Genomic DNA, 12,485 nt, shown 5'->3' with positions numbered 1-12,485 from the left:
GTCAACAATAATGTTGAATGTCATACCGTCATCGCGAGCAGGCTCGATCCCACAGGGGGGCTGCCTACGGTAGTGGCAAGGATCAGTTGCGCAGCTTTCTCGGCGATCATCAGCGTAGGCGAACAGGTATTACCCGAGGTGATGCGCGGCATGATCGAGGCATCGGCGATGCGCAGCCCCGGGATACCGTGGACGCGCAACTCGGCGTCGACCACCGCGTCGGCATCGTTGCCCATCCGGCAGGTGCCTACCGGGTGGAAAATCGTGGTGCCGATCCGGGCGGCGGCTTCGTGTAATTGCTCTTCACTCTGCAAGCTGTCGCCGGGCAGGTATTCCACCGGTTTGAACGCTTGCAGGGCCGGTGCGCGAACGATGCGGCGGGTCAGGCGGATGGCGTCTGCCGCCACTCGCAAGTCTTCAGGATGGCTCAGGTAGTTGGGCTGAATCAGCGGCGCTTCCCGCGGGTCGGCGGAGCGAATGTCGATGCGGCCACGGCTGTGCGGGCGCAGATCGCAGACCGATGCAGTGAAGGCGGGGAAGGCGTGCAGCGGCTCGCCGAAACGCTCCAGCGACAGTGGTTGCACGTGGTATTCGAGGTTCGCCGAGGTCTGTTCCGGCCCCGAACGGGCGAAGGCGCCGAGTTGGCTTGGCGCCATGGACAACGGGCCGCTGCGGTCATACAGATAACGCAGGCCCATGCCCATCTTGCCCCACAGCGTGCCGGCGATCTGGTTCAGGGTGCGGGCGTTTTCCAGTTTGTAGATCAGCCGCAGTTGCAGGTGATCCTGCAGGTTGCCGCCAACACCGGGCAGTTCATGGGCAACGCCAATGCCCAGTTTTTGCAGCAGCAGGCGAGGGCCGATGCCGGAGCGCTGGAGGATGCCCGGTGAACCGACGGCACCGGCACACAGGACGATTTCCTTGCGCGCCTTGAAGGTTTTCGCCTGGCCTTGCCAACGCGCACTGACCGCCGATGCACGGCCGTTTTCCAGCAATACGCGGTCCACTTCAACGTTGGTCAGCACGGTGAGATTGGCGCGCTGGCGGATCGGCTTTAGAAACGCCTTGGCTGCGTTCCAGCGTACCCCGGCCTTCTGATTGACCTGGAAATAGCCGCAGCCTTCGTTGTCGCCCTGGTTGAAGTCATCGATGCTGGCGATGCCGCTTTGCTCGGCCGCCGTGCGGAAAGCGTCGAGGATCGGCCACGACAGCCGCTGGCGCTCGATCCGCCATTCGCCGGCAGCGCCATGAAATTCCGAATCACCGGCAAAATGGTTTTCGCTCTGTTTGAACAGCGGCAGCACGTGTTGCCAGCCCCAGCCGGGATTGCCCTCGGCCGCCCAGCCATCGTAGTCGCCGGCCTGGCCGCGCATGTAGATCATGCCGTTGATCGAGGAGCAGCCGCCGAGTACCTTGCCGCGCGGGTAGCTCAGGGCGCGGCCTTGCAGGCCCGGTTGTGCTTCGGTCTTGAAGCACCAGTCGGTGCGCGGGTTACCGATGCAGAACAGGTAACCCACGGGGATGTGAATCCACGGGTAGTTGTCGCGGCCACCGGCTTCGAGCAGCAGCACCCGGGTTTGCGGGTTGGCCGAGAGTCGATTGGCCAGCAAACACCCGGCCGGCCCGGCGCCGACCACGATGTAGTCGTATTCATCAAGGGAAGTCTGCATCCCTGACCTCGTATTGTTGTTCTTGTTGTCGGTCATCCTAGTTGTTAGCTTTCGTCAAAAGAATGTTAGTTTTTGCGCAGCTGCTGTGCGTTTTTAAACAGCGTCGTTATCGGCATCGCCTCAAGGATGGTTCATGTTCGACTGGAATGACCTGCGGTTTTTTCTCGAATTGCAGCGCAGCGGCCGCTTGCTGACCGCCGCGCGCCGTTTGAATACCACCCACGCCACCGTGGCCCGGCACATCGAGGCCATCGAAAAAAGCCTCGGCACCGCGCTGTTCGTCCAGCATGCCCAGGGCTACGAACTGACCCCGGCCGGCGAAGCGCTGCTCAAGCACGCCGAGGCCATGGAAAACGTCGCGCTGCTGGCTCAGGAAGAAATCACCCAATCCACCGCGCCGCTGGGCAAGATCCGCGTCGGGGTGACCGAGGGGCTGGGCATCATGTTCCTCGCCAGCCGCATGAACGGGCTGTTCGAACGCTATCCGGGGCTGGAAGTGGAACTTGTGGCGGTGCCGCGCTTCGTCAGCATCCTCAACCGTGAAGCGGAAATCAGCATCCACCTCGAACGCCCGGCTGCCGACATGCTGGTCACCCGCAAACTCACCGACTATCGCCTGGCGCTCTATGCCAGCCAGGCCTATCTGGACCGCTCGCCACCCCTGCGCAGCCGCGAAGACCTCGGCCGCCATGCGTGGATCGGCTACGTCGACGATTTGCTGTTCAGCCAGGAACTGATGTTCCTCAACAGCTTCTGCCGCAACCCCCAAGTGGTGTTTCACAGCACCAGCGTCATCGCCCAACAACAGGCCGCACGCTCGGGCCTGGGGATCGCCGTGCTGCCGTGCTACATGGCCAGCGCCGATCCCCAACTGGTGCCGCTGCTGCCGGACGAAAGCATCCAGCGCAGTTATTGGATCAGCACGCGGCGCGAGCTGCACAAATCGGTGCGGCTGCGGGTGTTGTGGGATTACGTGGTGGGGTTGTGTGAGCGTGAGCAGGATCTGCTGCAAGGCTCCATTCCCCTGTAGGAGCGAGCGGTGCGGCGATCCGACTTGCCCGCGAAGGCGTCAGGTCTGGCACACCGCGTTATCGTTCTTCGCGGGCAAGCCTCGCTCGGGTAATGGAATCTTGAGTCAGTGAGAAACGTGTGGCGAGGGAGCTTGCTCCCGCTTGAGTGCGTAGCACTCACAAAAATCGGCGATTGTTCAGATTTTGGGGCCGCTACGCAGCCCAGCGTCGGAACGCCGCCCGGAGCAAGCTCGCTCGCCACAAAGGTAGGCATGACTGAAGAGTCGCGCTTAAGTGAACAGCATTACGCTCCTACGGGGCACGTTTTAAACAAGAAAAATCGCGATTGTTTAAATGAAGCTTGCCGTTACCATCCAAAGGCTACGACGCCTTGCGCCACCCCCTACACGTAAGACAGAATCCGCCGGCTTGTGCGCCTTGGACCCGCTCGGTAACTTGATTCCCGTCACTGCCCATCAGTGATCGGGTTTAGCAGCCCGGGGTTATAAGCAAGCTGCACAAGCTCTTGTCAGTCAGGCATTCCCATGCCTGCACTTGATGGTAGTTGTGCGCAGGGCGCCTTCGGGCGCGCCGGCTTTGCTAGCTTCCCCGGTCTGCTAACCTGCGTACAGCTGCCTCCCTCTCGTTTAGCAGCAGGAGGGTGGCACCCAATCAGAGAAGCCAGCTTATGTTCAAGGTTACGCCCAATCCGCCGGACGCCGATCCGGTCTCCCCGTACGAACCCGATTCAAAGAAGCTCAACGAGGCCGCCGAGCGGGCTCTGAACTTCCACTTTCCGTCGAATGCCGACATCAAGGCCACCGCCCGTAAACCCAGCAAGCTGTTTGCCGTGGCCCCAGAGGCCACAGCCGAAACCCTGGCGGTTTTTTTGGTCGAGACGCTGGCCTCGGTCGATGTGATGGTGCACCAGTTGGTGGATCATCTGGAGGGTGAGTCGCGCTACGCCCTGCTGGGTATTTCAAACAGCATCATGGTGGCGGAGATCACTGCGAACCGGGTTCTGGATCACGTTAATACGCCAGAATAGGTGTGGGCTGTTGTGGTGAGAGAGTGACTGACGCAGTGTTGTGCAGTGATCCTTTTTTGGGGCCGCTGCGCACCCCAGCGGGAGCAAGCTCCCTCGCCACAGATTGTTCAGCGGCCTTTTGCCCTTGATCGGCGCCTTAATAAGCCTTTGCCTAAAAGATCGCAGGCTTCGTCAGCTCCTACGGGGACCGTATTTCACTTCACGCGAGAATTTCAAATGCGGTCGTGGCCAGACGTTCGCCGTTGACCAGAATGTGCACGGCGTGCAGGCCAAGGTAATGCTTTCGGGTGGTGAGTTCTTTGATGTGCTGACTACGCGCAATGGACTCGGTAGCCTTGCCGGGCAGCGTCAGGGCTTTGAGCTTGAATACCTTCGCCGAGGTGCTGCCGTTGGCTTTTACATAATCGATGGCGTAGTCGATCACCAGTCGCTGACTGTCCGCAACCATGGATTTCACCGCGAAGGACAGGGTGATTTTTTCGCCCAGGCGAATCACCGCCGGTTCAACCTTCACGTCAATGATTTCAACATCAGGCTTGCCGCCCGCGCCGATGATCGCCAGCGCCCGTGGGTTGCCCTGTTTGATCAAACTGCGCAGGGCATGTCTGGCGATCCACGCCGTGTGTTTGTTGTCCAGCGACCAGCCTTCGATCAGGTCCAGCACCCACTCGGGATGGTCCTTGGTGATGTCGTTGAGGTGGTTGGCCACGGATTTGCGCACGTACAGGCTGTCGTCGGCCTTGAGATTGTCGAGGATCGCGGCCGCCAGTGTCGGGTCGGCCTGGATTTGTTCCAGCCGAAACGACCATGGCAGGCGCGGCCGGCTGCCTTCGCTGGCCAGGCGCCGGACATGTTCGTTGTCATCCAGTGACCAGTCGTGCATCCGCGCCAACGCGCGCTCGATATCGCTGCGCAGGAAGTGCCGGATCGCGAATTCTGATGAGCCGAAGGTTGTGAAGTATTTGAGCGCGTCCATCGACAGATCGAACGTGTGAGCGCCGTAGGTCGCGACATAGTGCGGCAAAAACATACTGACGAAGGAGCTGTTCAGACGCGGGGCGAGGGCGCGCAGGACGTCGAGGGATTCTTCATAACCGAGCGGCAACACTGCGTGCAGGCATTCGCTGACGCGGGCCATGCGTTGCATGACCGAGAGGTCCGCCAGACCGGTTTTGGCCAACTTCAGGAAGGCCTTGGCATCGAACCCGGGATAGACGGCCGTCATTTCGGTGGCGATGTGTGCAAGGCGCTCGGCGTTGAAGATTTCCTTCAGGGCGGGGGAGTCAGCAGCCATTGTGGATTCCTTGGTTGTTGTTATTTATCCAATGCACTGCGTTATCGTTCATCGCGGGCAAGCCCGCGATGAGGCCCTCACAGTCACCTCAAACCTTACCCGCTTCCTCTTCCAGCTGATCCGACTCAAACAACTTCGCCAGTTCCGCCCGCGCTTCCTGCGCCGTCTGCATCACCTTGGCCGCATCGTCATACACCGCGTGCTGCGCCTCCAGCACCTGTTCGTCGTGATGGGTAAAGCGCTTGATCCGCGCATCCGCCTGGGCTTGGGTCAGCCCAAGGCCAACGAGGGTGCGCCGGGTCATTTCCAGGCTGGAGTAATAAGTTTCCCGCACCGCCTGCGCCCCGACATCCACCAAGCGGTGCACATGCTGACGGTTACGGGCACGGGCGATGATTTTGATGTGCGGATAAAGCTTGTGCACCACCTCGGCCGTCTTGATGTTGGTGTCTGGATCATCGGTGGCGATGACGAAGAACTCCGCTTGCTCGACCTTGGCCGCACTGAGGATTTCCGGGCGCATCGGGTCGCCGTAGAACACCGGCACACCGCCGAAGCTGCGGGACAGTTCGATGGTTTCCACCGAGGTGTCGAGGGCAATGAACTTGATGTTCTGCGCCCGCAGAATCCGCGCCACGATCTGCCCCATACGGCCCATGCCGGCGATGACGACACGGGGCGTGTCGGCGTCGATTTCGCGGAACTTCTGTGGCACCTCCACGGGCTGAACCTTGGGGCTGACCAGTCGGGCGCACAACAGCAACAACAGCGGTGTCACGGCCATGGACAAGGTAATCGTCAGCACCAGCAAATCGTACAGGCGTGGCTCGAACAGCCCCTGATCACGACCGATCTTGAACACCACAAATGCGAACTCGCCACCAGCCGCCAGCACGATGCCGAGGCGAATCGCACTGACCTTGCCCAAACCTCCAGCCAGTCGACCGACAACGAACAGCAGCGGCAACTTGATAGCGATCAGCAACAGGGTCAGACCCAGCACCACGACCGGCGAGCTCAGCAGCAGACTCAAGTTGGCGCCCATACCGACGCTGATGAAAAACAGCCCCAGCAGCAGGCCCTTGAACGGCTCGATCTGCGCTTCCAGTTCGTGGCGGTATTCAGAATCCGCCAGCAGCAAACCGGCGAGGAACGCGCCGAGTGCCATGGACACGCCGACCAGGTCCATCAGCCACGCCGTGCCGATCACCACCAGCAACGCGGTGGCGGTGGACACCTCCGGCAGACCGGTTTTGGCCACCACCCGGAACACCGGGCGCAGCAAGTACCGTCCGCCAATCACCACCACCGCGATGCTGCCCAACACCCGTAAACCATGGTTCAAATCTTCGGCGGCGCTGGTGGTGTGATCGCCACCGGCCAGCAGCGGCACCATCGCGATCAGCGGGATCGCGGCGATGTCCTGGAACAGTAAAATCGCGAACGCCAGTCGTCCATGGGGGCTGGTCAGTTCCTTGCGCTCGGCCAGGCTTTGCAAGCCAAACGCTGTGGACGACAACGCCAGGCCCAGGCCCAACACGATCGCGCTATTCAGCGATTGGCCGAACACAAACAACGCCAACACACCAATCACCGAACCGGTCAGCAGCACCTGCGCCAGGCCCACGCCGAACACCGATTTGCGCATCACCCACAAACGTCGCGGCGACAGCTCAAGGCCGATGATGAACAGCAGCAACACCACCCCGAGTTCGGAAATATGGCTGACGCTTTGCGGATTGCCGATCAGGCCCAGCACCGACGGCCCGATGATCACCCCGGCAAACAGATAGCCGAGTACCGCCCCCAGTTGCAGGCGCTTGGCCAAGGGGACGGTGAGTACCGCCGCGAATAAAAAGACGACAGCGGCTTGTAACAGGTTGCCTTCGTGGGGCATGCGAAACTCCAAAAACTCGATACGGCGGGGGCGATAAGGATAAAGGCTGGAGCCGGATGCGTCAGCCATGAACGAAAACGTTTGGGCCGACACACCGGTATCGCGAGAAAGCACCCAAGATGTCGTTACATTTAGCATCAATTAGTGACATTCATAGGATAAGCTGATCAATCTGTTCGTTCCCGAGTGCGTACCATGGCCATCAACTTCGACCTTAACGATCTGCAAGCCTTTCGCGCTGTGGTGGAGCAGGGCAGCTTTCGCAAGGCCGCGGACACCGTACGCATCTCCCAACCGGCCCTCAGCCGGCGGATCGAAAAGCTCGAAGACGCTCTGGGCGTGAAATTGTTCGAGCGCACCACTCGTCGGGTCAGCCTGACTCAGGCCGGGCGTGGTTTCATGCCCAGCGTCGAGCGCCTGCTGGATGACCTGGACGTGGCGCTATTGGGCATCAGCGAAGTCGCCTCGACCCGGCTCGGGCATGTCACCGTCGCCTGTGTGCCGTCGGCGGCGTACTACTTCATGCCGCGCGTGATCGCCCACTACCACCGGCAATTTCCGCGGATCAAGGTCAAGGTGCTCGATTCCAGCGCTCACGAGGTATTGAGCGCCGTGGTCAACGGTGAAGCGGACTTCGGCCTGAGCTTCATGGGCACCCTGGAGGCCGAAGTCGATTTCGAGCCATTGGTGCAAGAAGGTTATGTGGTGGCGTGCAGACGAGATCACCCCTTGGCGGGACGCAGCAGCGTGACGTGGGATGAGTTTTATCAGCAGGATTACATCTCACTGGATAAGACTTCGGGTAATCGCTTTTTGCTGGATCAAGCGCTGACTGGCGTGGTGCCGCAACGGCCGAGCATCTGCGAAACCCGTCATGTGACGACCATGATCGGTCTGGTGGAGGCTGGGTTGGGCGTGGCTGCCGTGCCGTTGATGGCGATGCCGGCGGCGGATCACCCGATCCTGACGCGGGTACCGCTGACCGATCCACAGGTAATGCGCAGTGTTGGTTTGATCAAGCGCCGGGGCCGTACGTTAACCCCGGCGGCATTGGCGTTGGAGCGCCTGGTGGTGGAAATGAAAGTCCAGCAACCCTCGGTCAGCGGCTGACCGAATCCAGCCCTGTGGCTTTTACGTCCGGCTGGGCTGCGGTGGAGGCCAGGTACTCAAGCAACGCCTTGGCCTCGGCCGGGTGTTGCGCATCGACCGGAATACCAGCGGCGAAACGAGTGACTGATTGCACCGATTCTGGAATTTTCGCCACAAAACTCACCCCGGGCACCGGTAGCAATTCGCTGACCTGCTGGAAGCCCAGTTGATAATCGCCGGTGGCAACCACCGAGCCCACCGGGATTTTCGGGATCATCTTCGATTTGGGTTTGAGCTGGTTTTCGATGCCCAGACGCTTGAACAGTTGATCCTCGATATACACGCCGCTGGCACTGTCGGAGTAAGCGACTGACTTGGCGTCGAGCAAGGCTTTTTTCAGGCCTTCCACCGAGCTGATGTCCGGCTTCGGCGCACCCTCACGCACCACCAGGCCGATCCGCGAATCCGCCAGTTCGACCCGTGAAGCGGGATCGATTTTGCCTTGCTTGATCAGGTCGTCGAGGGCATAGCCGACCATGATGACCACGTCGGCTTTTTCACCACGGGCCAGACGATTGGGAATCGCTTCTGGGGCTTTTCCCATGGATGGCCCGAGGGCGGTGTCGAGGGTGTTGCCGCTAGACTCGGCGAATTTCGGACCGAGGATTTTGTAGGCTGCTGTGAAGCCACCGGACGTCATCACACGGATTTCTTCAGCCTGGGCGATCGAACTCAGACCGAGACTGGCCACCAGGGCCAGGGCGGTGAAGTTGAAAAACCTTTTCATCAAATAGCTCTCGCAGTTAGAGGTTGGGTGGTTCACGACACAGCCGATTGCAGGCGGCCAGAGGCACGGCGATAGAGAAACAGCGTCGCGCACAGCGCACAGAGCGCGGCGAAACTCATCCAGTAACCGGGCGCAGCCTTATCGCCGGTGTACTGGATCAGGAAGGTCGATATGGCTGGTGTGAAACCGCCGAACACCGCCGTCGCCAGGCTATAAGCCAGAGAGAAACCTGCGACCCGAACCTCGACCGGCATGATTTCCGTCAGCGCGGCGATCATCGCGCCGTTGTACAGGCCATAAATGAACGACAGCCACAGCAGCACCAGCAGCATGTTGATGAAACTCGGTGCGTGTACCAAATAGGTCAGCGCTGGGTAGGCCGTGGCCAACGTCAGCAGCGCCATGGCGATCAGTACCGGGCGACGACCGATGCGATCCGACAGCGCGCCACCAATCGGCAGCCAGAAAAAATTCGAAACGCCCACCAACAAGGTCACCAGCAGCGCATCGGAGGTGCTCAGGTGCAGCACGGTTTTACCGAAGGTCGGCGCGTACACGGTGATCAGGTAGAACGCGGTCGTGGTCAGGGCGACCATCATCATTCCGGCGAACACGATGCCCCAGTTCTGCGCCAGGGTACGGAACACATCGCCCATGCCTGGCCGATGTTTGCGGGCGGCGAACTCTTCGGTTTCTTCCAGGTTACGGCGCAGGAAGAAGATGAACGGCACGATCATGCAACCGACGAAAAACGGAATCCGCCAGCCCCAATCGGCAATCATCGTGGGCGCCATCCATTGGTTCAGGCCATAACCCAAAGCCGCCGCGACGATGATCGCCACTTGCTGGCTCGCTGATTGCCAACTGGTGAAGAAACCTTTGTTGCCGGGCGTGGCGATCTCCGCGAGGTATACCGATACACCGCCCAGTTCCGCACCGGCCGAGAAGCCTTGCAACAATCGGCCGATCAGCACGATGGCCGGGGCGAACAGCCCGATGGTTTCGTATCCGGGCACCAGCACAATCAGAATCGTACCGCTGGCCATGATCGACAGGGTGACGATCAGCCCCTTGCGGCGCCCCACATCATCGATGTAGGCGCCCAGTATCACGGCGCCCAACGGACGCATCAGGAAGCCGGCGCCGAACACCGCAAACGTCATCATCAGGGACGCGAACTCGCTGCTGGCCGGGAAAAACACGGCAGCGATCTGCGTGGCATAGAAGCCGAAAAGGAAGAAATCGAATTGTTCGAGGAAGTTGCCCGAGGTCACCCGGAAAATCGCACTGGCCCGGGAGCGACCGGAATGGATTGATGCTGTCATTGACGTGTACTCCACCGCTTTTATGACGTGCACTGCCTGGACGCGGTGCACGGTTCTTATTGGGGTGGATAGTGGAGCAGGGGCATCGATATGTTAATTGCATAGTTGGTATGTATTGATGCATGGAGCGGATCAATGTGGCCGACCCAGAGACTTGGCGTTTACCCAAGGCTATTCGCTGTGAACGCGTATCGGGCTGATGCTCCCCAACCGATACTGATTATTCCCGCTGCGCTTGGCCTCATACATCGCCAGGTCCGCGATATCAGTGCCACTTCAAGCCGTCTGAAACAATCAGCCACGGCGGACGGATTGATATTGTCCACCGTTCGAGTAAAACGCATAGGGTGTTTGAGTGACTGGATGTCAGGAGCTACGTGTTGGAAAAGAAACCCCTCTACCGCAAGATCAACACTCGTACCTGGGGAGTTCGGTTGAATGAATACTCGGGTGAGTACCGGTATCAGCGCCATACCAAAGCCGAAATCCACAATGAGTCGTCACGCGGTTCGATGCATGGAACTCGTCGGCACGGGTTCGATTACACACCATTGTTCCGGTTCCTGCTGTCCCGCGTCGGTCGGCAATGGGATGAGGTTTTCAGCGAGGCGGTGGCTCGCCTGGATCGACCTGAGCCTGTGTTCTGGATGGTTGCCCTGCATGAAAAGGACAGGCAGGAGCAGGTGCGGCTGGGGGAGTCGAGCTATTTCAGCGGTTTGTATATCGATGATCAAGGCTGTTTGCAGATCGTCAATCCTGAACTGACGGCTGAGTACATGACCCCTTACTGCTCTTGTTGCACGCACACCTTTAACGGCATTCCTTTTGGCCACCGCAAGGAGTGAACGGGTTAGTCGACCCGGCTTGCCAATAGCCCACGTTTCTGGGAAAACGGCGCCCATCAAGCCCGTTCGGGCACGCGCACAGATAGAGTGAATGTCATGAATGATGAATTGCAGGTAATCGACCTTGAAGTGGGCGACGGCAAAGCCGCCGTCAAAGGCGCGCTGATCACCACCCAATATCGAGGTTGGCTGGAAGACGGTACCGAATTCGATTCCTCCTACAGCCGGGGCAAACCTTTCCAGTGCGTGATTGGCACGGGGCGGGTGATCAAGGGCTGGGACCAGGGAATCATGGGCATGCAGGTCGGCGGTAAGCGCAAGCTGCTGGTGCCGGCGCACCTGGCCTATGGCGAGCGGTCGATGGGGGCGATTACGCCGAATTCGAATCTGATTTTCGAGATTGAATTGCTGGAAGTGCTGACGCGGGATGATTGATGGTTGTGTGAGCTGTGGCGAGGGGGCTTGCCCCCGTTGGGTTGCGCAGCGACCCCAGTCCGGGTATCGCAGTTCTTCAGGCATGACTGCATGCGCCGATTTTACGACTGCTGCGCAGCCGAACGGGGGCAAGCCCCCTCGCCACAGTTCAGTGTTCGGCTCGCGGAAAAAGGTTCTTTTACGAGACGGTGAGTCAGGTGAATACCTCAATATCATCAAGGGTGTCCGCCACAGTCCCTTCCAGTGAGGGGAATTTTTCCTTCACCTTTTCAAGAGCGGGGAGTACAGCACCCAAGTCCAGACCACCCTGTCTGCGGGCTATGTGACCGAGCGCGGTGACGGCAGCTGCGGCAACCGATTCAGACTCACTCTCGAGGTGCTTCAGGCAGGTGTTCTGAGCCCAGGTCTTGTCTTGTTCATTCAGACCGATAGAAACCAGTGCGGCGACAATGCTGGTTTCTACGTTGCTAGTTAGAAGTCTCGTCGCTTCTTCGTGGCTCATTGTTGGATCTTGGTAGATAAAGCTCACATTTTTACTCCACTCTGTGGCGAGGGAGCTTGCTCCCGTTGGGCTGCGCAGCGGCCCTGAAACCCGTGAATGCGGTGTGTCAGGTAATCTCCGCTCGTCAGTTTTGCGGCTGCTGCGCACCCGAGCGGGAGCAAGCTCCCTCGCCACAGACCATTGGCTATTGCTGCGGATCGATGTTATCCAGTGCCCGGTTCACGGCCAGTTCGCCGAGCATGATGACCTGCTGAATCCCCAGCACTGTGTTGCGATGTGGGCCTTCCAGAAGGGTTGCGAAATCACTGATCATGACGCTGGCCGAGGCCAGTGATTCGCAAGCATTAGCCAGCAGGCTCTCGGTATCGATGTCGGGGGCGACGACGAACATTGTGCTGGGTTTGCGTGGGGTCTTGGGTGAAACCGATTCGGCTTCTGAATCAGGGGGATTTGGAGTGTGTTTGAACATTGCTTAGGTACCTTTATTGATGCTGCAACCTTCTCGCGACTAAACGAAGGGGGTGGCAGCTGCAGGCAGGTTAGTCGACCGGGTACCAAAGCTTTACCGGCGCACCCGAAGGTG

At 59.7% G+C, this 12,485-nt stretch carries 12 protein-coding genes; 5 read left to right on the top strand and 7 right to left on the bottom strand.

Annotated features, from left to right (window positions below; translation table 11 throughout):
- Nucleotides 1-20: 20 nt before the first annotated feature.
- On the bottom strand, nucleotides 21-1,670 hold the full coding sequence (locus ACZ9BB_RS11990; RefSeq protein ID WP_476213963.1) for a GMC family oxidoreductase: 1,650 nt from the start codon (nucleotides 1,668-1,670) through the stop codon (nucleotides 21-23).
- 133 nt (nucleotides 1,671-1,803) lie between these two features.
- Between ACZ9BB_RS11990 and ACZ9BB_RS11985 the strand changes: the two genes are divergently transcribed.
- Both ACZ9BB_RS11985 and ACZ9BB_RS11980 read left to right on the top strand, forming a co-directional pair.
- Nucleotides 1,804-2,700 carry a LysR family transcriptional regulator gene (locus tag ACZ9BB_RS11985; RefSeq protein ID WP_476213962.1) on the top strand — a complete coding sequence of 299 codons (897 nt, stop codon included), beginning with the start codon at nucleotides 1,804-1,806 and terminating at the stop codon, nucleotides 2,698-2,700.
- 668 nt (nucleotides 2,701-3,368) lie between these two features.
- The gene (locus ACZ9BB_RS11980; protein WP_476213961.1) at nucleotides 3,369-3,728 is read left to right on the top strand and encodes a DUF6124 family protein; all 360 of its coding nucleotides are present in this window, start codon (nucleotides 3,369-3,371) and stop codon (nucleotides 3,726-3,728) included.
- 199 nt (nucleotides 3,729-3,927) lie between these two features.
- Here ACZ9BB_RS11980 and ACZ9BB_RS11975 read toward each other — a convergent pair whose 3' ends face one another.
- Both ACZ9BB_RS11975 and ACZ9BB_RS11970 read right to left on the bottom strand, forming a co-directional pair.
- On the bottom strand, nucleotides 3,928-5,022 hold the full coding sequence (locus ACZ9BB_RS11975; protein ID WP_476213960.1) for a DNA alkylation repair protein: 1,095 nt from the start codon (nucleotides 5,020-5,022) through the stop codon (nucleotides 3,928-3,930).
- An 88-nt stretch (nucleotides 5,023-5,110) separates the two neighbouring features.
- Nucleotides 5,111-6,919, bottom strand: coding sequence for a monovalent cation:proton antiporter-2 (CPA2) family protein (locus ACZ9BB_RS11970; RefSeq protein ID WP_476218281.1), 1,809 nt, complete (start codon nucleotides 6,917-6,919; stop codon nucleotides 5,111-5,113).
- Nucleotides 6,920-7,114: 195 nt separating this feature from the next.
- On the opposite strand from ACZ9BB_RS11970, the gene ACZ9BB_RS11965 reads away from it, so the two are divergent.
- Nucleotides 7,115-8,029, top strand: coding sequence for a LysR family transcriptional regulator (locus tag ACZ9BB_RS11965; RefSeq protein ID WP_007940114.1), 915 nt, complete (start codon nucleotides 7,115-7,117; stop codon nucleotides 8,027-8,029).
- On the opposite strand, the gene ACZ9BB_RS11960 is transcribed toward ACZ9BB_RS11965, so the two are convergent.
- Together ACZ9BB_RS11960 and tcuC are read right to left on the bottom strand one after the other, a co-directional pair.
- Complete coding sequence (locus tag ACZ9BB_RS11960; RefSeq protein ID WP_476213959.1) at nucleotides 8,019-8,795, bottom strand: substrate-binding domain-containing protein; 777 nt, start codon at nucleotides 8,793-8,795, stop codon at nucleotides 8,019-8,021. The genes ACZ9BB_RS11965 and ACZ9BB_RS11960 overlap by 11 nt on opposite strands.
- 32 nt (nucleotides 8,796-8,827) lie before the next feature.
- A complete protein-coding gene (gene tcuC / locus ACZ9BB_RS11955) occupies nucleotides 8,828-10,120 on the bottom strand; it encodes a tricarballylate/proton symporter TcuC (protein WP_476213958.1) in 1,293 nt (430 codons plus the stop codon).
- Nucleotides 10,121-10,500: 380 nt separating this feature from the next.
- Here tcuC and ACZ9BB_RS11950 point away from each other — a divergent pair, with 380 nt between their 5' ends.
- Entirely contained in the window at nucleotides 10,501-10,965 is a 465-nt protein-coding gene (locus tag ACZ9BB_RS11950) for a hypothetical protein (protein WP_476213957.1), read from the top strand.
- Nucleotides 10,966-11,061: 96 nt separating this feature from the next.
- Nucleotides 11,062-11,400 (top strand): FKBP-type peptidyl-prolyl cis-trans isomerase, encoded by a 339-nt coding sequence (locus ACZ9BB_RS11945; RefSeq protein ID WP_018929733.1) that lies wholly within the window; start codon nucleotides 11,062-11,064, stop codon nucleotides 11,398-11,400.
- Nucleotides 11,401-11,593: 193 nt separating this feature from the next.
- Here ACZ9BB_RS11945 and ACZ9BB_RS11940 read toward each other — a convergent pair whose 3' ends face one another.
- Nucleotides 11,594-11,929: a hypothetical protein gene (locus tag ACZ9BB_RS11940; protein WP_476213956.1), complete on the bottom strand. Its 336-nt coding sequence runs from the start codon at nucleotides 11,927-11,929 to the stop codon at nucleotides 11,594-11,596.
- A gap of 157 nt (nucleotides 11,930-12,086) precedes the next feature.
- Entirely contained in the window at nucleotides 12,087-12,371 is a 285-nt protein-coding gene (locus ACZ9BB_RS11935; protein ID WP_476213955.1) for a DUF6124 family protein, read from the bottom strand.
- Nucleotides 12,372-12,485: the final 114 nt, after the last annotated feature.

Source organism: Pseudomonas sp. TE3552 (genome assembly GCF_056278945.1).
Note: the sequence above shows the minus strand (reverse complement) of the source record. Positions and strands in the feature narration are given on the sequence as shown.